At 72.4% G+C, this 19,848-nt stretch carries 19 protein-coding genes; 9 read left to right on the top strand and 10 right to left on the bottom strand.

Annotated elements, in window-relative coordinates:
• Window position 1: 1 nt before the first annotated feature.
• The 4 genes from ACFYWG_RS18565 to ACFYWG_RS18550 form a co-directional block, all read right to left on the bottom strand.
• Window positions 2-1,720, bottom strand: a complete 1,719-nt coding sequence (locus tag ACFYWG_RS18565; protein WP_385416455.1) for an ABC transporter substrate-binding protein — start codon at window positions 1,718-1,720, stop codon at window positions 2-4.
• A gap of 187 nt (window positions 1,721-1,907) precedes the next feature.
• Window positions 1,908-2,000, bottom strand: a complete 93-nt coding sequence (locus ACFYWG_RS18560; RefSeq protein ID WP_361301637.1) for an Ms4533A family Cys-rich leader peptide — start codon at window positions 1,998-2,000, stop codon at window positions 1,908-1,910.
• 67 nt (window positions 2,001-2,067) lie between these two features.
• Window positions 2,068-3,327 (bottom strand): DUF3152 domain-containing protein, encoded by a 1,260-nt coding sequence (locus ACFYWG_RS18555; protein ID WP_389202768.1) that lies wholly within the window; start codon window positions 3,325-3,327, stop codon window positions 2,068-2,070.
• A 446-nt stretch (window positions 3,328-3,773) separates the two neighbouring features.
• Complete coding sequence (locus ACFYWG_RS18550) at window positions 3,774-4,814, bottom strand: alpha/beta fold hydrolase (RefSeq protein WP_383503654.1); 1,041 nt, start codon at window positions 4,812-4,814, stop codon at window positions 3,774-3,776.
• Between the two features lie 245 nt (window positions 4,815-5,059).
• Here ACFYWG_RS18550 and ACFYWG_RS18545 point away from each other — a divergent pair, with 245 nt between their 5' ends.
• The 4 genes from ACFYWG_RS18545 to ACFYWG_RS18530 all read left to right on the top strand — a co-directional run bounded on the left by ACFYWG_RS18545 (window position 5,060) and on the right by ACFYWG_RS18530 (window position 6,983).
• Window positions 5,060-5,284: a hypothetical protein gene (locus tag ACFYWG_RS18545; RefSeq protein WP_376332508.1), complete on the top strand. Its 225-nt coding sequence runs from the start codon at window positions 5,060-5,062 to the stop codon at window positions 5,282-5,284.
• A 207-nt stretch (window positions 5,285-5,491) separates the two neighbouring features.
• The gene (locus ACFYWG_RS18540; protein ID WP_383503655.1) at window positions 5,492-6,139 is read left to right on the top strand and encodes a TetR/AcrR family transcriptional regulator; all 648 of its coding nucleotides are present in this window, start codon (window positions 5,492-5,494) and stop codon (window positions 6,137-6,139) included.
• A 134-nt stretch (window positions 6,140-6,273) separates the two neighbouring features.
• Window positions 6,274-6,501 carry a DUF3107 domain-containing protein gene (locus tag ACFYWG_RS18535; RefSeq protein WP_376332504.1) on the top strand — a complete coding sequence of 76 codons (228 nt, stop codon included), beginning with the start codon at window positions 6,274-6,276 and terminating at the stop codon, window positions 6,499-6,501.
• A gap of 212 nt (window positions 6,502-6,713) precedes the next feature.
• A complete protein-coding gene (locus tag ACFYWG_RS18530; RefSeq protein ID WP_376332503.1) occupies window positions 6,714-6,983 on the top strand; it encodes a hypothetical protein in 270 nt (89 codons plus the stop codon).
• Window positions 6,984-7,190: 207 nt separating this feature from the next.
• Here the strand turns inward: ACFYWG_RS18530 and ACFYWG_RS18525 are convergent, their stop codons facing one another.
• Window positions 7,191-7,940: a ferritin-like domain-containing protein gene (locus ACFYWG_RS18525; protein WP_383505933.1), complete on the bottom strand. Its 750-nt coding sequence runs from the start codon at window positions 7,938-7,940 to the stop codon at window positions 7,191-7,193.
• Window positions 7,941-8,415: 475 nt separating this feature from the next.
• Here ACFYWG_RS18525 and ACFYWG_RS18520 point away from each other — a divergent pair, with 475 nt between their 5' ends.
• Both ACFYWG_RS18520 and ACFYWG_RS18515 read left to right on the top strand, forming a co-directional pair.
• Window positions 8,416-11,019 carry a DEAD/DEAH box helicase gene (locus tag ACFYWG_RS18520; RefSeq protein ID WP_389202257.1) on the top strand — a complete coding sequence of 868 codons (2,604 nt, stop codon included), beginning with the start codon at window positions 8,416-8,418 and terminating at the stop codon, window positions 11,017-11,019.
• A 377-nt stretch (window positions 11,020-11,396) separates the two neighbouring features.
• A complete protein-coding gene (locus ACFYWG_RS18515; RefSeq protein ID WP_383505939.1) occupies window positions 11,397-12,269 on the top strand; it encodes an alpha/beta fold hydrolase in 873 nt (290 codons plus the stop codon).
• 21 nt (window positions 12,270-12,290) lie between these two features.
• Here the strand turns inward: ACFYWG_RS18515 and ACFYWG_RS18510 are convergent, their stop codons facing one another.
• Window positions 12,291-13,184: an NYN domain-containing protein gene (locus tag ACFYWG_RS18510; protein WP_383505942.1), complete on the bottom strand. Its 894-nt coding sequence runs from the start codon at window positions 13,182-13,184 to the stop codon at window positions 12,291-12,293.
• A 228-nt stretch (window positions 13,185-13,412) separates the two neighbouring features.
• On the opposite strand from ACFYWG_RS18510, the gene ACFYWG_RS18505 reads away from it, so the two are divergent.
• Window positions 13,413-13,565 carry a hypothetical protein gene (locus ACFYWG_RS18505; protein WP_333936880.1) on the top strand — a complete coding sequence of 51 codons (153 nt, stop codon included), beginning with the start codon at window positions 13,413-13,415 and terminating at the stop codon, window positions 13,563-13,565.
• A 197-nt stretch (window positions 13,566-13,762) separates the two neighbouring features.
• Here the strand turns inward: ACFYWG_RS18505 and ACFYWG_RS18500 are convergent, their stop codons facing one another.
• The 3 genes from ACFYWG_RS18500 to ACFYWG_RS18490 form a co-directional block, all read right to left on the bottom strand.
• On the bottom strand, window positions 13,763-14,368 hold the full coding sequence (locus tag ACFYWG_RS18500) for a MarC family protein (protein WP_376332493.1): 606 nt from the start codon (window positions 14,366-14,368) through the stop codon (window positions 13,763-13,765).
• Window positions 14,369-14,576: 208 nt separating this feature from the next.
• Window positions 14,577-15,437, bottom strand: coding sequence for a PHP domain-containing protein (locus ACFYWG_RS18495; protein ID WP_376332491.1), 861 nt, complete (start codon window positions 15,435-15,437; stop codon window positions 14,577-14,579).
• Window positions 15,438-15,580: 143 nt separating this feature from the next.
• Window positions 15,581-16,222: a DUF6758 family protein gene (locus ACFYWG_RS18490; protein WP_389202253.1), complete on the bottom strand. Its 642-nt coding sequence runs from the start codon at window positions 16,220-16,222 to the stop codon at window positions 15,581-15,583.
• A 159-nt stretch (window positions 16,223-16,381) separates the two neighbouring features.
• Between ACFYWG_RS18490 and ACFYWG_RS18485 the strand changes: the two genes are divergently transcribed.
• Window positions 16,382-17,605: an MFS transporter gene (locus ACFYWG_RS18485; RefSeq protein ID WP_385416424.1), complete on the top strand. Its 1,224-nt coding sequence runs from the start codon at window positions 16,382-16,384 to the stop codon at window positions 17,603-17,605.
• A 39-nt stretch (window positions 17,606-17,644) separates the two neighbouring features.
• Here the strand turns inward: ACFYWG_RS18485 and ACFYWG_RS18480 are convergent, their stop codons facing one another.
• Window positions 17,645-18,229 (bottom strand): suppressor of fused domain protein, encoded by a 585-nt coding sequence (locus tag ACFYWG_RS18480; protein ID WP_383505953.1) that lies wholly within the window; start codon window positions 18,227-18,229, stop codon window positions 17,645-17,647.
• Between the two features lie 488 nt (window positions 18,230-18,717).
• Between ACFYWG_RS18480 and ACFYWG_RS18475 the strand changes: the two genes are divergently transcribed.
• Entirely contained in the window at window positions 18,718-19,833 is a 1,116-nt protein-coding gene (locus ACFYWG_RS18475) for a magnesium and cobalt transport protein CorA (protein WP_376332484.1), read from the top strand.
• Window positions 19,834-19,848 lie beyond the last annotated feature (15 nt).

Below are 19,848 nucleotides of genomic sequence, written 5' to 3'. Positions count from 1 at the left end.
GTCACTTCACCGCGACCTGCGAGATGTCCAGCACGCCGGTCCAGTCGCTGATCACGACGTTCTTGATGTTCTCGCCGTAGAGGCGCTTGTAGACGGGGTGGAACAGCGGGACGGTCAGCGCCTTCGCACCGATCTTCTTGTCCAGCGCGCCCCACCGCTTCGCGGCCTCGCCGAGGTCGGTCAGCTTGTTGATCGCGTCGATCTCGGCGTTGACCGACTTGTCGTTCAGCAGGCCGGTGTTGAAGTTGGCGCCGTCCTCGACGATCTGCCGGCCGTCGAAGATCGGGGCGAGGAAGGGACCGCCGGAGGGCCAGTCGGCACCCCAGTGGGCGAGGAAGAGGCCCGGCTCGGTCTTCACGTCGTGGATCTTGTCGGAGTAGTCGTTCTCCTCCAGGCCCTGGAGCTTGACGGTGATGCCGGCCTTCTTGAGGGCGTCCTGGACGGCGGTGGCGATCTCCGGGCTGGTCTCGAAGTCCTTGGCGTTGGAGTGCGTCAGGGTGATGGTCAGGCCGTTCGGGTGCCCGGCCTCCTTCAGCAGCTGCTTCGCCTTGGCCGGGTCGCCGGCCTTGCCGGCCGGGAAGAGGTCGTAGGGCGTGTGGCCGAAGGACTTCTGGTTCGGCAGGAAGGTCGTGGCGGGCTCGGCCAGGGCGGACCCGCCGGCCGCGTTGACCACGGAGGACCGGTCGATGGCGTACGAGATCGCCTGGCGCACCTTGACGTCGTCGAACGGCTTGATCCGCGGGTTGAACGCCAGGTAGTTGGTGTAGCCGAAGTGCCCGGTGCCGACCCGCGCGGCGAGGTCCTTGTCGCCGGTGACCTTGGCGAGTTCGGCCGGGCCGAGGTTGGTGTCCGTGGTGACGGCGGCGGCGTCCGCTCCCCGGGACGCGGACAGCCGCTGGTTGATCACGGACGAGTCGAGCCCGGACCGGACGTCGACCTTGTCCGGGTACGCCTTGCGCTCGGCGTCGGTCGCGGCGGACCAGTGCGGGTTGCGCTCCAGGACCAGCCGCTCGCCGTCGTTCTCGTTCCGCACGACCTTGTACGGCCCGGACGAGACCGGGTGCTCCTCGTACGCGGTGCCCGTGTCCTTGGCCTTCGGGACGGGCGTGAACTGCGTCTGGGTGGCGAGGTAGGGGAACTCGCCCTCGGGCTTGTTCAGGTGGAAGACGATGGTCCGCTCGTCCGGCGTCTCGATCGCGTCCAGGCCCTTCTTGTCCTTGTAGGGGCCCTGGTAGTCGGCGGCGCCGGTCAGCCAGTCGCGCAGGTAGGGGGCGCCGCCGGACAGCTCGGGGGCGAAGGAGCGCTCGATGCCGTACTTGATGTCGGCGGAGGTGATCGGCGTGCCGTCCTCGTACTTCAGGCCCTCCTTCAGGGTGTACGTCCACACCGTCGCGTCCTTGTTGGGGCGCCCGGTGTCGGTGGCCAGGTCGGGGACGACCTTCGCGCCGGCGGCGCCGTCCTCGCGGTTGCGGGTGGTGAGGGTGCGGAAGACCAGGGACGGGACGTTGCCGCCGCCGGAGGTGTAGAGGCGGGCGGGGTCGAAGTCCTGCTGCGGGTTGGAGTTCAGCACCGTGAGGGTGCCGCCCTTGTGGGGCGTCGCGTCGCCGCCGGCGGCCTTGGCATCGTTGTCCTCCGGCCCGCAGGCGGCGGCACCCGCTGCCAGGACCAGGCTGACGGATGCCGCGGCCACGCGGCGCGCTGTGACGGACGGTTGGCGCATCGGAATGACGACCTCTCGGAAGGGCGTCCCGCGCGTTCCGGATCGGTCGATCCCGGATGGCGAGACGGAGTGACGAAGGGTGAGACGGATGAAGACAGACGTCTGCCCGGCGCCGGGTCGTCGAAGAGGGCGTGACGGGGTCACGCGGAAGAGGGTGCTGATTCGCGACGCGCGCCTCGGGCGGGCGTCAGCAACAGTGGATGTCGGCCACGCAGAGCGGGGTCACGCCGATGAGCGCCAGCTCGATGGCGGCGCGAACGGAGACGTGACGGGCGGACATGCCCAGAAATATGTACGAACTCTCTGCGCATGTCAACGCGAGCCGCGCCACACCCCTGCCCTGCGGGTCAACTGCCCGGATACGGCCAGGCGTTGGCGCGGCAGCTGATGCCGTCGTGCTCCAGGAACTTGGTCTGCTGCTGCATGACCGGGGCGAGGTCGCCGTCCTTGTCGCAGGTGACGTGGCCGTATCCGAGACGGTGACCGATCTCGTGGTTGATCAGCATCTGCCGGTAGGCGTGGATCTTGCCGTCGCCGTAGGTCTCCGAGCCCTGGGCCCACCGGTAGGCGTTGATCATCACGCGCTCGGTGGCGGCCGAGTCGCAGGAGACGTTGTCCACGGTGGTGTCCAGACCCGACTTGGCGCACCACTCGGCGGTGGTGCCGGGGCTGGCGAGCGTGATGACGAAGTCGGGCTCGCCGGAGTGGATGCGCTCGAAGGTCCGGGCGCCGCCGTGGGCCCAGCTGCGCCGGTCGTTGAGCGTCTTCTGCACGGCCTCGGCGAACAGCTCCCCGTCCAGGCCGAGTCCCTGCTCCACGTCCACGCGGTAGGTGTACTTCTGCCCGGTGCCGGGCGCCTTGGCGATGCCGGGCACGGCGTCGAACTTCCCCGACCCGGTGTACGTGGCGCCGAGCGTGTAGATCCGGCCCATCTTCTCGTCGTACGTCAGCGGGGGCGCGGCGGGCAGCGGGGCGGGCGCCCTGCCGTCCGCGCGCGAGGCGGCGTCACGCAGGTCGCGGGCCTGATCGGCGGCGGACTGCGACTGCACGTCGGTGCGGTCCTGGTCGTCGGCGACCTGACCGGCGACCACGACGGCCAGCACGGTGGTCACGGCGGCGGCCGCGATGCCGGTGAAGGTGCGGCCCTTGCCGCCCTTGCCGGACGCGGGCGTGCCGACGGGCCGGCCGGCGTCGCCGGAACCGGCCGGGGTGCCGGCGTACCGGTCCGGAGCGGAGCCGCCGGCGTCCGCTGCGTGCGCGGAGGCGGGCGTACGGGGCGCGAAGACGTCGTCCTCCTCGTCGAAGGCGTCGAGATACTCCTGCCGCGGCGCGGGTACGGACGCCCGGCGCTGCCGCGGTATGGGAGTACCGACTCCGGCGGGTCCCCCACCGGTCCCCCTCGACTCACCCCAGCCGCCCCCTGCTTCCCGCTGCTCGGGGTGACCGCCCCGCACCTGCGGAAACCCGCGGGACGGCGTCCCGTCCCCCGGCCGAGGCACACCCTGAACCGGCGACCCGCCGGGCACACGCGGCACCCCACGAGCCGGAGTCCCACCGGACGTCCGCGCCACCCCACCGGCCGGAGGCCCGTCAGGCATGCGCGGCATCCCGCCGGCAGGAGTGCTGTCCGGCAGCCGCGGAAGACCGTGCGCCGGAGTCCCGTCGGGCAGACGCGGAAGGCCCTGCGCCGGAGTGCCGTCCGGCAGGCGCGGAAGACCGTGCGCGGGAGTGCCGTCCGGCAGACGCGGAAGGCCCTGCGCGGGAGTGCCGTCCGGCAGACGCGGGAAACCGTGCGCCGGGGTGCCGTCGGGGAAGCGGCCCGCGGTGTGGGGCGCCGCGCCGCGGGGCGGCGCCGCGGGCGCCGGGCGCGGTCCGGGGACCCTGCGAGGGGCGGGCGGCGGCCAGCCGCCCTGCGCGGCGCCGCGCGGCACGCCGCTGCCGCCCCGGCTCGCCTCGGGGCCCTGCGCCGGCCTCTGCGCCGAAGCGGCCCTGCTCTCCGCGGTGTCGCCCTTGGCGACCGGCCCGCGGCGGCTGTGGCGTCCCACGTCGCGCCTCAGCCCCCCATGCTCTCGTCGGTGCTCTCCGGCTGTGGCCCGTCCTGCGCGGCGCCCTCGGCCCGCCGCGCCCGCTCGGTGCCCAACTCTCCCGCATCGGCGAGGAGTTCGCGAACTGCCGTGGCCACCGTCTCCGGGTACTCCATCATCGCCACATGACCCGCGTCCGGCAACGTCACCAGCCGGGAGTCACGGAAGACCCGGGCGGCCCGCTGCGCCATGCGGAAGCCGACGAGCTGGTCGCGGCCGCCGTAGACGAGCAGGGTCGGCGCCAGGACCCGCTCGGCCTGGCGCCACAGTCCGTGCTGGCCGCCCAGGGTGTAGGCGTTGACGATCCCCCGCGCGGAACGCGCCATCGCGTCCCAGAAGTACGGCAGCTTCAGCCGCCGTTCCATCTCCTGCACGGCGTTGCGGAACCCTTCCGGCGTCACCCGTCCGGGGTCGCCGTAGCAGAGCGCCATGACGCCGCGGACCCGCTGCTCGGCCGTCCAGGCCCGGGTGAGCCGGGTGAAGAGCGGGGCCACGCCGGGCACCGCCAGGAGCCCCGTGGGGACGGCGGAGCGCTGGACGCGGATTTCCGGGAGAGCGGGCGACACAAGCGTGAGCGTACGGACCAGATCGGGACGAACGGCGGCGACACGGGTGGCGATGGCGCCACCGAGCGAGTTGCCGAACAGGTGCACGGCGCCGCGGCCGGAGGCGTCGAGGTAGCGGATGACCGCGCGCGCGTGCCCGGTGACCGAGTAGTCGCCGTCGTCCGGCGGAGGGGAGTCGCCGAAGCCCGGCAGGTCCAGGGCCTCGCTGTCGAGGGCGTCCTCCAGCAGCGGCATCAGCGCCGACCAGTTCTGCGACGAACCCCCGAGCCCGTGCACGTACAAGGCGGGGGGCAGGCCCTCGCGCGCCGGCGGCCTCGACCGCACGGTCAGGGTGACCCCGGGCAGCTCCACCGAGCGCAGCCGCTCGCCCTCGGCGACCCGGACGGTCCCCACCTTCGGCAGCACATTGGCAGGCGGCACGAACGGCAGCTCGGTCGAAGACATGCGGCAATGTTACGAGACGATCACGCGGCGACCCGTGTGTTCGCCGTCACAGGAATGGGCCGGATGGGGGGTCGCACAGGAGGCACTCGGGAGCACCATGGAAAGCAGTCGACGGGACGCACAACGGGTCACGCCCCGGACGCGGATCGCATAGCGTCCGGATCGGGTGTCTCCTAGGCTCGTGGAGAGGGCACCCGCTTGTGGCCCCTGCATTCCCAGGGACGTACGGAGGAAGGGAGCCCAGCATGGCCGTTGACCCCACCGACCCGGAGACGTTCGAGGCCGAGGAGGCGCCGCAGGCGCCGGAGTTCGACGTCGAGGCGCCCGAGGTCGACGCGGCCGAGCAGCACGCGGACATCGCGCCGGACCGCGACGACCCGCTGACCGTCGTCGACCCGGAACGCGCCAACGAGGCCGACATGGCGGAACAGGCGCGGGTCGTCTCCCTCGACGAGGACGACTACCGGTGACGCACGCCGCCGACGGGCGACGCAACGCACCACTGAGCAGGAAAGGGGCCGCATTTTGCCCGCTCTGACCCTGTTTGAAACCTTCTCAACCGCTTTCGTAACCGTCCGGTCCGTGAAATTCTGCGCTCTCACCGCGCACAGCACGGTTACCGAAAAGTACGATGGCGACGCGGCCAGATCCGCATGTGGACGACTATGGGAGGCGGCGTGACAGCCATCGAGCAGACAGAGGCGGTTCGCCCGCGGGGCACACGCCTGCCGCGCCGTGCCCGACGCAACCAGCTCCTGGGCGCCGCCCAGGAGGTTTTCGTGGCCCAGGGCTACCACGCCGCCGCGATGGACGACATCGCGGAGCGGGCCGGCGTCAGCAAGCCGGTGCTCTACCAGCACTTCCCGGGCAAGCTGGACCTCTATCTCGCCCTGCTGGACCAGCACTGCGAGTCGCTCATCCAGTCCGTGCGCAGCGCGCTCGCCTCGACGACCGACAACAAGCAGCGCGTCCGCGCCACGATGGACGCCTACTTCGCGTACGTCGAGGACGACGGCGGCGCCTTCCGCCTGGTCTTCGAGTCGGACCTGACCAACGAGCCCGCCGTGCGCGAGCGCGTCGACAAGGTCACCAACGAGTGCGCCGAGGCGATCTGCGACGTGATCGCCGAGGACACCGGCCTGTCGCGGGCGGAGTCGATGCTCCTCGCCTCGGGCATGGGCGGCCTCGCCCAGGTGGTGGCGCGCTCCTGGCTGCACAGCGACCGCAGCGTGCCCCGCGACCAGGCGGTGCAGCTGCTCACCTCGCTGGCGTGGCGGGGCATCGCGGGCTTCCCGCTGCACGGCACGGACCAGCAGCAGCACTGACGGTGCTCTGTTCCCGCCCGGTGTTCGCTCGTGGCGTTCTCGGGCGGAGCATGTACGTCCCCTCACCGGGCTAATGTGTGCTGCGTACGGCGCGGAAGGTCGCGCACATCACTGACCGTCGGAGGGACATAGCCGTGGAGGTCAAGATCGGCGTGCAGCACGCGCCCCGCGAGATCGTTCTGGAGAGCGGTCAGAGTGCCGAGGAGGTCGAGCGCGCCGTGTCCGAGGCGCTCGCCGGGAAGTCGGCGCTGCTGAGCCTCGTGGACGAGCACGGCCGCAAGATTCTGGTCCCGGCCGACCGTCTCGCCTACGTGGAGATCGGCGAGCCGGCTCCGCGCAAGGTGGGCTTCGGCGCGCTGTAGGCGCTTGCACGCGAACGGGGCGGGACGGCCGGTGGCCGTCCCGCCCCGTTCGCGTTCTTGTTCACACTCGCGGGTTCCCGCCTCCGGCTTCCCCCGCGTTTCTCCACGAATGGCGCACAGGCGGCTCACAGGGTGATTGGATTCCGCAGGTCAGGGGTAAGACGGGCTACGACCGATTCGGGTAGGCCGGCCATGTGGGAGGGACCCCCGACATGCTCCTGGAAACGCTGAGTTCCGCGATCCTCGGCCTCGCTCTGGGCTGGGCGGCCGCACACCGCCTGCCGCACCGCCTCCCGGCCCGCCACCTGGTCCTGTCGACCGGGGTCATGGGCGCCCTGTTCGGGGCGTTCGTCATGCACAGCGCACTGGACGCGGGGCACCTGCTGGTGGTGCTCCTCGGCGCGGTGATCGTCTCGGTCGCCTCGCTGTCGCTGCTGCTGCGCCCCGCGGGACGGCTGCGCCGCCGATCGGCGACCGCCTGAGGCGCGGCCCGAGCGACCGCTCGCTTCCTCGCACCCCTCACACCCGAGTGACCGCCTGATCCCTCGCACCCCAGTGGCCGCCTGAAGATCACCCGAGCGGACCGCCCCGCCTCAGGATCTCGTCCGAGCGGCCGCCGGCCCCCGGCTCTCGGGGCGACGGGACCAGGGCCCTGGAGCCGGTCCCGTCCGCGACCCGGTGTTCGTCGGCTAGGCGGCCAGCCCCAGAGCGGCCATCCGCTTGGTGTGCGCCTCGGTGATCCGGGAGAACATCTTGCCGACCTCCGCGAGGTCGAAGCCGTCCGCGACGCCGCCCACCAGCATGGTCGACAGCGCGTCGCGGTCCGCGACCACCCGCTGCGACTGCGACAGGGCCTCGCCCATCAGCCGCCGCGCCCACAGCGCCAGCCGGCCGCCCACCCGCGGGTCGGCGTCGATCGCGGCCCGCACCTTCTCCACGGCGAAGCCGCCGTGCCCCGTGTCGTCCAGCACGGCCAGGACCAGGTCGCGGGAGTCGGAGTCCAGCCGGGCGGCGACCTCACGGTAGAAGTCGCTGGCGATGGAGTCCCCGACGTAGGCCTTGACCAGGCCCTCCAGCCAGTCCGAGGGGGCCGTCTGCTTGTGGAAGCCGTCGTACGCGGCGACGAACGGTTCCATCGCCCGCGTCGGCTCCTCCCCGATCTCGGCGAGCCGGTCGCGCAGCCGCTCGAAGTGGTGGAACTCGGCCGACGCCATCTTGGCCAGCTCCGCCTTGTCCGCCAGCGTCGGCGCCAGCTTGGCGTCCTCCGCCAGCCGCTCGAACGCCGCCAGCTCCCCGTACGCCAGCGCGCCCAGCAGGTCCACGACCGCGGCGCGGTACTGCGGGTCGGCGGAGGCCGTCGCCCAGTCGCGGGCGGCGACCGGGGTGGCCGCGGAGGCGGCGGTGTCCGAGGCGTTCTCAGGCTTGTCAGAGCTCGTCATGCAGCGCACAATAGCCCGCCCGCCGGGGGGTGTAAGGCCCTGGTCAATCACTGTGACGACGACTACGTGACCAAATCGGCCATCGCATGTGCGCGAATCCGGGGTATGGTGGTAATGCGCCTGCTGGTACGTCGACGTACCTCGACAGGCCGCACGTATGAGGATGCCCGGTCGGTGGCCCGATCGGCTCCGACCCGACAGACCTCCAGCCCGTACGGCACTGTGCGTACGGAAGCCGGAGGACACCCTCAGCGGCACGAGCGCTAGAGCGTCGGCGCGGTCCCGTGCTCTACGGCCCGCCCGTAGGCAGCCGACGTCCCCGGCACGGTCTTGACACGACCCCGCGCTCGCCTCGCGCCGCCCACACAGAAGAGGCAGCACCCTGACTACGACGTTCCGAGAGCTCGGAATCCTTCCCGAGACCGCCGAGGCCCTGGAGGCCGTCGGCATCATCAACCCCTTCCCCATCCAGGAGATGACGCTCCCCGTCGCCCTCTCGGGCACGGACGTCATCGGCCAGGCCAAGACCGGCACCGGCAAGACGCTCGGCTTCGGCCTGCCGCTCCTGGAGCGCGTCACCGTCCCCGCCGACGTCGAGGCCGGACGCGCCGAGCCCGAGGCCCTCACCGAGGCCCCGCAGGCGCTCGTCGTCGTCCCCACGCGCGAGCTGTGCACGCAGGTGACCAACGACCTGCTGACCGCGGGCAAGGTCCGCAACGTGCGCGTCCTCGCCATCTACGGCGGCCGGGCCTACGAGCCCCAGGTCGAGGCCCTGAAGAAGGGCGTCGACGTGGTCGTCGGCACCCCGGGCCGGCTGCTCGACCTCGCCGGGCAGAAGAAGCTGAACCTGAAGCACGTCAAGAGCCTGGTCCTCGACGAGGCCGACGAGATGCTCGACCTGGGCTTCCTGCCCGACGTCGAGAAGATCATCAACATGCTGCCGGTGCGGCGCCAGACGATGCTGTTCTCGGCCACCATGCCCGGCGCGGTCATCGGTCTCGCCCGCCGCTACATGTCGCAGCCCACCCACATCCGCGCCACCGCGCCGGACGACGAGGGCGCGACCGTCGCGAACACCAAGCAGTACATCTACCGCGCGCACAACATGGACAAGCCCGAGATGGTCGCGCGCATCCTCCAGGCCGAGGGCCGCGGGCTGGCCATGGTCTTCTGCCGCACCAAGCGCACGGCGGCCGACCTCGCCGACCAGCTCAAGCAGCGCGGTTTCGCCTCCGGCGCGGTCCACGGCGACCTGGGCCAGGGCGCGCGCGAGCAGGCGCTGCGCGCGTTCCGCAACGGCAAGGTGGACGTGCTCGTCTGCACCGACGTCGCCGCACGCGGCATCGACGTCGAGGGCGTCACGCACGTCATCAACTACCAGTCGCCGGAAGAGGAGAAGACGTACCTGCACCGCATCGGCCGTACGGGCCGCGCGGGTGCGAAGGGCACGGCCATCACGCTCGTCGACTGGGACGACATCCCCCGCTGGCAGCTGATCAACAAGGCGCTGCAGCTGGGCTTCAACGACCCGCCGGAGACGTACTCCACGTCCCCGCACCTCTTCTCCGACCTCGGCATCCCCGAGGGCACCAAGGGCATCCTGCCGCGCTCGGAGCGTACGCGCGCCGGGCTGGACGCCGAGGTGCTGGAGGACCTGGGCGAGCCGGGCGGCCGCGGGCCGCGCGGTCGCAGTGGCCGGGACGGCCGGGACGGCCGTGGTGGCCGCGACGCGCGCGGCGGGCGGGACGAGTCCCGTTCCGGCGACCGCGAGCGCTCCGAGCGCACGCCGCGGCGCCGGCGCCGCACCCGTGGCGGTGCCCCGCTGGAGGGCGCTCCGGCGTCCGCGGGCACCGGCGCACCGGAGGCCACCGCCGCCGGTACGGCCGAGGCCGAGGCCGTCACGGCGCCGCGCACCCCGCGCCGCCGTCGCCGCACGCGCGGCGGTGCCGCGGCCGGAGCCGCTCCGGTCACGGCTGCCGAGGCACCGGTGACCGAGCAGGCGGAAGCGGCCGTGGCGACGGCCGAGAGCACGGCCCCGGAGCCCGCGGCGGTCGCCGAGACGGAGACCACGCCGCGCCGGCGCCGTACGCGCCGCTCGGAGACGGCCGCGGAGGTGACGCCGGAGGCGGCGGAGACCACCGTGCAGGAGCCGCCGGCCGCTGAGGCCGCGCCGGTCGCCACCCCGGTGGCCGAGCCGGTGGCCGCCGAGCCGGAGGCCCCCGCCCGGGCGCCGCGTCGCCGCACGCGCAAGACGGCCGCCGCGGCACAGGAAGCGGTCGACACGGCCGAGGGCACCACGGAGGCCGCTCCGGCGGAGCCGAAGCCGCGCCGCACCCGCAAGGCGGCCGCAGCACCGGCCGAGGCCGACGCAGTGGCCGACGCGGAGGAAACCGTCGAGGCCAAGCCGCGCCGCACCCGCAAGACCGCGGCCGCCAAGGCCGAGGCAGCGGTCGACACGGCGGAGGCCGTCGAGGCCAAGCCCCGCCGCACCCGCAAGACGGCCGCCGCGGCCCAGGAAGTCGTCGACACGGCCGGGGCCACCGAGGCCAAGCCGCGCCGCCGCACCCGCAAGGCCGCCGACACCGCCACCGCCGGGATCCCGGCCCAGACGGTCCAGGAGCCGGACGCCGCCGAGGCCAAGCCCCGCCGCACCCGCAAGACCGCGGCCGCCAAGGCCGAGGCAGCGGTCGACACGGCGGAGGCCGTCGAGGCCAAGCCGCGCCGGACCCGCAAGACGGCCGCTGTGGTGGCGGACGCGGACACGGACACGGCCGTCGAGGCCAAGCCCCGCCGCACCCGCAAGACGGCCGCCGCGGCCCAGGAAGTCGTCGACACGGCCGAGGCCACCGAGGCCAAGCCGCGCCGCCGCACCCGCAAGGCCGCCGACACCGCCGAGACCGCCACCGCCGGGATCCCGGCCCAGACGGTCCAGGAGCCGGACGCCGCCGAGGCCAAGCCCCGCCGCACCCGCAAGGCCACGGCCGCCAAGGCCGCCGCGCCGGAGGAGACGGCCGAGGCGAAGCCGAAGGCACGCCGCACCCGCAAGGCCGCGGCCACCGCGGAGACCACGGAGGGCTGACCCCCTCACCGAACGGCCCGGCCCCCACGCACCACCGGGGGCCGGGCCGTCGGCGTCTTCCCCGCCGGGCTGAAGCACGCCGAGCCGGCGATGCCGCAGACGTCCGATGAAGCCGCTCCGAGAAGGCCCCAGCCGTCGCGCGGCCCGGCTGACCCCCTACGCTCGCGCAGGGAGTCGCGACACCGCGGACCACGCGCCCACCGCCGACCGCCCGCCCCAGCCCCGATGCCGACCCGACCAGCGCGGAACAACGGCTGCCCACCGTCCTCGGAGCCTCACGAGAGGGGCCGTGGACCGGCTTCCGGAACCCCGGGGACGCGTTCTCGGCGTGGACCCGCCGACTCGGGGACCGGGCCCCCACCCGCTACCCTCACCCCGTGACCAGCCACCCCGCCTTCCCCCCGCCCCCCGGCGCCCGTGCCTACCGACTGCGCACCGACCGCGGTGAGTTCGCCGCCGTCGACTCGTCGCCGGGGGAGGGCAGGGACGTCGCGGGGGTCGTGCTGATGCTGCCCGGGTTCACCGGGAGCAAGGAGGACTTCCGGCTGCTGCACGAGCCGCTCGCGGAGCGCGGGTACCGGCTCGTCGCCGTGGACGGCCGCGGCCAGCACGAGTCGGACGGGCCCGAGCACGACGAAACCGCCTACGCACAGCGGGAACTGGCCCGGGACGTGCAGGCCCAGGCCGCGGCGCTCGGGGTGCCCGTGCACCTCGTCGGGCACTCGCTCGGCGGGCAGATCGCCCGTGCGGCCGTGCTGCTCGACCACTCCCCCTTCCTGTCGTTCACCCTGATGTCGTCCGGCCCGGCGGAGATCTCCGTCTCCCAGCAGCAGCGCGTGAAGCTGCTGCGCGACGCGCTGGCCGTGATGTCGATGGACGAGGTGTGGGAGGCCATCCGGGCGATGGGCCCGCCGGAGGAAGTGGGCGGGCCGGCCCGCGGGTTCGGCGACGAGGAGCAGATGCGGCGCCGCTGGCTGGGCAACAAGCCGGCCCAACTGCTGGCGACAGGAAGGCAGTTGTGCAGCGAGCCGGACCGCGTGGCCGAACTCGCCGCCGTACCGCTGCCGATGCACGTCCTGTCCGGCGCGTACGACGACACCTGGCCGGTGCCGGTCCTGGACGACATGGCCGTACGCCTGGGCGCGCACCGCACGGTGGTCGAGGGCGCCGAGCACTCCCCCAACGCCGAGCGCCCCCTGCCGACGGCCCACGCCCTGGCCGACTTCTGGGACGGCACGCGGCGCGGGTGAGGACCCGGCGTCCGCCGGACCCTAGAACTGCGTCTGCAGGTGCTCCCAGAAGCCGTCGCGCAGGGCGCGGCGCAGGTCCGCCTGGCCGCGGAGGGAGTACTGCAGAAGGCCCTCCGCCTCCACGAGCAGGTCCTGGTCCACCGAGCCGGGCAGGTAGGGGTGGCCGGGCAGCAGTTCCACCAGGGCGTTCCGGCCGCGGGCCGCCAGCCATTTCGCCGCGATCTGCGCGCCCACGAACCGCACGTCGTCCCGGGTGGGACGGCCCGCGGCCGGCTCGTGGGCGGCGGCCGTGCGGCGGGAGACGTACGGCTTGAAGAAGTCGAGGTCGAGGGTGCGCTGGCTGTCGACCTCCCACAGCAGCGGCTCCGCCTGGTTGCGGCCCTCCGGGGCCTCGATGCCCCACAGGTGGACCCGGGCGCCGTAGCCCTGGGCGGCCTCGACGGCGGAGACCAGGTCCTCGTCACCGCCGAGGAGGGCCGCGTCGCTGATGGCGCGGTGCCGGGCGAGGGACTCCAGATCGGTGCGGATGAGGGAGTCGACGCCCTTCTGCTGGTTGTTGGCGTTCAGATTGCCCAGCCGCACCTTGACGTCGGGCAGCTCGGCGATGATCTGCTGCTCGGCGGTGTGGATGCGGCGGCGGGCACCGTCGTACCAGTAGACGCGCAGCAGCCTGCTGTCCGCGAAGATCGTGCGGGCCTTGTCGATGAGCGCGTCGATCAGCCCCTCGGCGTCCAGGTCGAAGGCGCGCCGGTCCTCCGTCCCGGCCACCAGGCGCCCCGCGGCCGCGTAGAGGTACCCGGCATCGACGAAGATCGCGTGCGTGGAGGGCGTCTTCGCCACCTCGGCGAGCATGCGCTGCAGCAGCTCGTTGGTGCGGTCGATGCGGGCGCTGAGGGCCGCCAGGTCGTCGTTCATCTCTGCCATTGTCCGGGCGGTCACACAGCGGACACAACCGGTCCCGGTCGGTCCCGTAACGACACTCTTACGGCTCGGTAATTAGCCGTTCGAAAATTTTCCTTAGCGTAGGGAATGTTTGACGCACCCTCCCCTGTTGACTCATACGGAACACCGAGCGCCGCAGCCTGGTGGGCCGCCACTCAAGTAGTTCTCCTCAGGAGGATGACCAGACGAAGGGAGAAGCCCTTGCGCTTCGAAATCATGCGACTCGACGACGTCGACGGCACACCCGTGGACTCGACCGTTGTGGACGCCGCCTCCGTCAACCACATCGTGCAGCAGGCCGCCGCCATCGGGCAGCGCCTGTGGATACGCCCGGCCGAGACCACGGCCTCATAACGCGCTCAGCGCTCTTCATGCTTCGCAGCCCCCGCCCGGCACCGGCCGAGCGGGGGCTGCGCTGTTCAGGGGGTTCCCCCGCGCGGGCGCGGGCGCGTCGGCAGGTGCGCGGTGCGCACCAGCCGAGCCACCCCGAGGCCGTCTCGCGGCGGCGCACCGGACGCCTCAAGGCGGTTCGCGGCGGCGCACCGGACGCCTCAGCTGCCCTGGATCACCTGCGTGACGCCGTTGATGATCTGCTGCACGGCGATCGCGGAGAGCATCATGCCCGCCAGCCGCGTCACCAGGACCACACCGCCGTCCTTGATGATGCGGATGATGACCAGCGAGTAGCGCATCACCAGCCACAGCACGACGTGGATGGCGAGGATCGCCGTCCACACCGACACCTGCGTGGCGACGCTGTCGGCCTTCTGCACGGCGAGGATGACCGACACGATCGCGCCCGGCCCGGCCAGCAGCGGCATGCCGAGCGGCACCAGGGCGACGTTGACGTCCTTGGTCTGCTGCGGCTCGTCGGTCTTGCCGGTGAGCAGGTCCAGCGCGATGAGCAGAAGCAGCAGCCCGCCCGCGATCATCAGGGCGGGCACCGAGACGTGCAGGTAGTTCAGGATCTGGTGCCCGAGCAGCCCGAACACCGTGATCACCCCGCCGGCGACGCAGACGGCCTGGAAGGCCATCCGCTTCTGCACCTTCCCGGGCCGCCCCGCGGTGAGCGCGAGGAAGATCGGGGTGATGCCCGGCGGGTCCATGATGACGAACAGGGTGAGGAAGAGGGAGCCGAAGACGGCGACGTCGAACATGTGCGTAGTGGCCTTGCGAGTGAGCGGAGGGCGGGGCGGGACGGCGGGCCGCGAGCGACGCGGCCGCCGGTGCCACCGCTGTGGGCAGGCGTCCCCGCGGCAGGGCGGAGGAAGGCACCGGACCGGCCGCACGGACGTGGAATGAGGGAGCGACGAGGGCACGGCGGATCACGCCGGGTGCCCGTCGGGGATCAGGGTGAGGAGGAGGTCAGACGGTTCCGCCGGCGCCGGGCACGGGGAACGCCCCGAACGCCCGCCGGGTGATCTCCCCGTAGACCTCGGGGTCCGTCGTGTACTCGCCGAGCACGCAGGTCTTCCGGCTGCCGTGGTAGTCCGAGGAGCCGGTCACCAGCAGCCCCAGCTCCTTGGCGAGGCCGCGCAGCCTCGCCCGGGTGTCGGCGTCGTGGTCCATGTGGTCGACCTCGATGCCGTCCAGCCCGGCTTCGGCCATCTTCGCGATGGCGGTGTCCGGCACGGTGCGTCCGCGCTTGCTCGCGCCGGGGTGGGCGAACACCGCGACCCCGCCCGCGCCCTTGACCAGCCGGATCGCCTCGAAGGGGTCCGTCTCGTGCTTCTCCACGAAGACCCGGCCGCCGTCGGCGAGCCAGTCCCGGGTGAAGGCCTCGTCGACAGTGGCCACGACACCCAGCTCGACGAGCGCGCTGGCCACGTGCGGCCTCCCGACCGACCCGCCGCCCGCGATCCGCTCCACCTGCTCCCAGGTCACGGGCACGCCCAGCTCCTGGAGCTTGGCGATCATGCCCTGGGCGCGCGGCACCCGGTCGTCGCGCACGAGCTCGCGCTCGGCGAGCAGCGCGGGCTCCTCGGGGTCGAAGAGGTAGGCCAGCATGTGCATGCTGATGCCGTCGATGCGGCAGGACAGCTCGGCCCCGGTGACCAGCGTCAGCCCGCCGGGTACGGCGGCGACCGCCTCGGCATGGCCGCGCGTGGTGTCGTGGTCCGTGAGCGCGACGACGTCCAGGCCGGCGGCGGCGGCCTTGCGGACCAGCTCGGCCGGCGTGTCCGTCCCGTCGGAGGCCGTGGAGTGGGTGTGCAGATCGATACGCACGACGCTGACTCCCAACGGGGGACGACGGACACGGACGCTTCAGGATAACTGTCTTTTCACGCCGCCCTGTCACACCCGCTCGGCCCATGTGCCCCCTACAGACCGACCCCGCCGCCCGGTGCGGCCCAGGGACCGAGCGGCCGCTACGGCTGGAGCAGCCGCGGCGACAGCGCCCCGCACGGCACCAGTTCGACCTCGGCACCCGCCTCCCGCAGGTCCGCCAGCACCAGCTCGTCGTACATCAGCAGGCCCGACTGCTCCGGCCAGACCACGGCCCACAGCCACATCCCGAGGGCCTCGCCGGCGAACACGGCCCGGTCCTCGGGCGCCCCGGTCACGTGCCACAGCGGGGTGGGGCGCCCGGCCGCGAGCACCTTCGCCTGCGCCGGTTTGCCGACGTCGATGAGAGGACCGGGGTCGGGGCCGTCCACGCCGGCGTAGCGCGCGCCGAGTCCGACGCCGAGCTCCTCGGCGACCAGGATCAGCTCGCCCATCCCGCCGAGCGGCCCGGGTCCGGTGCACGCCACCGCGGTCGCACGGCCGCCCGTACGGTCGTCGCCCGCGCAGGCCACCCCGGTGAACAGCCACCCGACGGGCAGCGGCCACGGCATCCACACCGGCACCTGCGTGCGGTGCACCACGACTTCGAGGGCGTCCACGCTCGGCGGTATCACGGGCTGCACCGGATGGACGGTGCCGTGCGCATCGCACTGCCACGAATCGGAGAAGAGGCCGGGAGCCCTGACCCGGCCACCGCACTTCGGGCAACTGGGTTCGCCCCTCATAGGGCCCCACGGTCCTACCCACACCCCGCCGCGTCAAGGACGATCACCCAACCGGACGGAACCCTTCACCCCAAAACAAGATGTACCTTGCATTAATTAGCGCGGCTAACTTAGTATGTGTATATACCAACTACCTGTGTCTCGGGAAAGGGAGCGAGCATGGACCCCTTCGACGCCGGAGCGGGCGGCCTCCTCAGGCAGCCCAAGTCCGTATGGGCGACCGCCGGGGCGTCCGTCGTCGCCTTCATGGGCATCGGACTCGTCGACCCGATCCTGCCGTCCATCGCCCGTGGCCTGGACGCCACGGCGAGCCAGGTCTCCCTGCTCTTCACCTCGTACTTCCTGATCACCGCCGTCGCCATGCTGGTGACCGGCTTCGTCTCCAGCCGGATCGGCGGGCGCAGGACCCTGCTGCTCGGCCTGGCGCTCGTGGTGGTGTTCGCCGGACTCTCCGGGACCTCCGGCTCGGTGGGCGAGCTGGTCGGCTTCCGGGCGGGCTGGGGCCTCGGCAACGCGCTGTTCGTCTCCACGGCCCTGGCGGTCATCGTCGGCGCGGCGGCCGGCGGCAGCGCCGCGGCGATCCTGCTGTACGAGTCGGCCCTCGGGCTCGGCATGGCCTGCGGTCCGCTGCTGGGCGCCCTGCTCGGCGACGCCAGCTGGCGCTACCCGTTCTTCGGCACGGCGTTCCTGATGGCCGTCGGCTTCCTGTGCATCACGGTGTTCCTGAAGGAGCAGCCCAAGCCGGCCCGCAGGACCTCGCTGCTCGACCCCCTCAAGGCCCTCGGCCACGGCGGCCTGGCCTCGGCGGCGATCTCGGCGTTCTTCTACAACTACACGTTCTTCACCGTGCTGGCCTTCACGCCGTTCGTGCTGAACATGAGCCCCTACCGGTCGGGCGCGGTGTTCTTCGCCTGGGGTGTGCTGCTCGCCGTCTTCTCGGTCGTCGTGGCGCCCCGGCTGCAGAAGCGGTTCGGCTCCCTGAAGGTGCTGGGCGGCTCGCTGGTGCTGCTCGCGGCCGACGTCCTCGTGCTCGGCTACGGCTCGCACACCACCGCCGTCGTGTGCACCGTGCTGTCCGGTGCCTTCATCGGCGTGAACAACACCGTCTACACCGAACTGGCCCTCGGCGTCTCGGACGCGCCCCGGCCGGTGGCGAGCGCGGGCTACAACTTCGTCCGCTGGTTCGCGGCGGCTGCCGCGCCCTGGTTCGCGCCGAAGATCGAGGAGTGGACCGACCCGCACGTGCCGTTCGTGGTGGCGGCCGTCACCGCGGTCCTCGGTGCCGCCGTGGTCGCCGTACGGCGCGAGGCCCTCACCCACGAGGCCGAGGAGCTCCGGCCCCGGCACGCGACCGAGGACGGGGTCGGCGTGTTCGCCGGTTAGGCCAACTGGAGCCCCCGGCATCGAAGTTGGTGAGCTTGCTCACCCCAGCGGCACGGACGTGCGGGACGGGTCCCGCAGGTCCGTGCCGTGGTTCAGCCAGCGCTCCTGGAGCGCCTGCGCGCCGTGCACCCGCTTCCAGGCGGCCTCGTTCGGCGTCATCGGCAGCAGCGGCAGGAAGCGGACCGGGTCCAGGGGCTCGTCCAGTTCCAGGTCCTCGACCAGGCCGCCCGGTTCGGCGACCAGGACCGAGGTGAACGGCGCCCCGGGCCACAGCGGGTCGCCGACGTCCAGGGACGCGCCGGGAGCCACCACCAGGCCCTCCACCTGCGGCGAGGCGGCCAGCACCGCGAGCGGGCGCAGCACCTTGTCGGTGTCGGCGCGCCCGGAGCGCACCGACAGGACCAGCTCGGCCCGCGGGCCCCGGACCGGGTCGGCGACGACCGCGGTGGGGTCCGTCATGGGGTGGGCGGACATGCCGAGCGAGGCGTAGCGGACGATGTCGCCCTCCTGGAAGCGGAGCACCTCGATGCGGTCCGTGCCGAGGAAGGTGACCGCCGCCCGCGCGTCCGGTTCGCCCAGCGCGGTGCGCAACCGGGCCTCGACCAGAGGAAGAACATCTGCCATGCCGCGAGCATAGAACTCGTCAGTAGCGGGCAAAGCAGCGCCTTGACAGGTGTGTCGGCTGCTACTCTTGCCCGGTGGTTCGGGGCAGCGCGCAGACGTGGGTCCCCCCAGGTTCTTGAAGCACTGGGGGAGTCGCGGTCAAGCCCCGACGCCGAAGGAACTCCCTCACGAGGGACCGGCCGGAGGAGGTGGGGCTGCAATGGATCGAAGTCGACCGTGCAGTAGCACCACGCTCTCCCGCCGCTGATGTAGCTGCTCCGTCTTCTGGCCGGCTGCCACCTCTCGCACTCGCCCCACGCGGAAGAGCGCTTCGTTTCGCTTTGCCTGATCTGCCTCAGTAGCTGAATCAGTGACGAACAAGCCACCGCGACGGTGCGGTGCTCCCCGCTTTGTGGACGTGCCAAACCTCCGCAGTCACCACGTCTTCATTCCGGGTGGTTCCAGCCGTCGCCGGCGCCGTTCGTCGCCCGCCCGCGAAGGAGCCCGCCATGTCGATGATCCGCGACCTGCGCGCCGTTGTCCGTCCCTCCCGCGTGTCGCTGCGCAAGGACGGCGGGACGTACGACACCACCCGCAGCCCCGCGGCGGCCACCGCCGTCGTCGACTGCGCCGTCTACCGCGACGGTCGCCGCATCGAGACGGAGACCCCGCTCACCCCGCACGAGGCGGTCCGCCTGGTGCGCCGCGACGGCGGCTTCGTGTGGATCGGGCTGCACGAGCCGACGGAGGACGAATTCTCCGGCATCGCCCGGGAGTTCGGGCTGCACCCGCTGGCCGTGGAGGACGCCGTGCAGGCCCACCAGCGGCCCAAGCTGGAGCGCTATGACGACTCGCTGTTCACGGTGTTCAAGACCATCCACTACGTGGAGCACGACCAACTCGACGCCAACAGCGAGGTCGTGGAGTCCGGCGAGGTCATGTGCTTCACCGGCCGGGACTTCTTCATCACCGTCCGGCACGGCGGCCAGGGCTCGCTGCGGGCGCTGCGCCACCGCCTCCAGGACGACCCCGAGCTGCTCGCCAAGGGCCCCTCGGCCGTGCTGCACGCCATCGCCGACCACGTCGTCGACGGGTACATCGCCGTCGCCGACGCCGTGCAGGACGACATCGACGAGGTCGAGACCGACGTGTTCTCCCCGGGGCGCAAGGGCGCTCCGCGCGGGTCGGACGCCGGCCGGATCTACCAACTCAAGCGCGAGGTGCTGGAGTTCAAGCGGGCCGTGTCGCCGCTGCTGCGGCCCATGCAGTTGCTCAGCGAGCGGCCGATGCGGCTGATCGACCCGGACATCCAGAAGTACTTCCGGGACGTCGCCGACCACCTGGCCCGCGTCCAGGAGCAGGTCCTCGGCTTCGACGAACTGCTCAACTCCATCCTCCAGGCCAACCTGGCGCAGGCGTCCGTCGCGCAGAACGAGGACATGCGCAAGATCACCTCCTGGGCCGCGATCATCGCCGTGCCGACGATGGTGTGCGGGGTGTACGGCATGAACTTCGACCACATGCCGGAGCTGCACTGGCGCTACGGCTATCCGGTGATCCTGGGGTTCACGGTGGTCGTCTGCCTCGGCATCCACCGCACCCTGAAGCGCAACGGCTGGCTGTGAGCGGCCTGGATAGGC

This window comes from Streptomyces sp. NPDC003456 (assembly GCF_042878735.1).
Lineage (GTDB): Bacteria > Actinomycetota > Actinomycetes > Streptomycetales > Streptomycetaceae > Streptomyces.
This window is presented reverse-complemented; position numbering and strand designations above follow the sequence as displayed.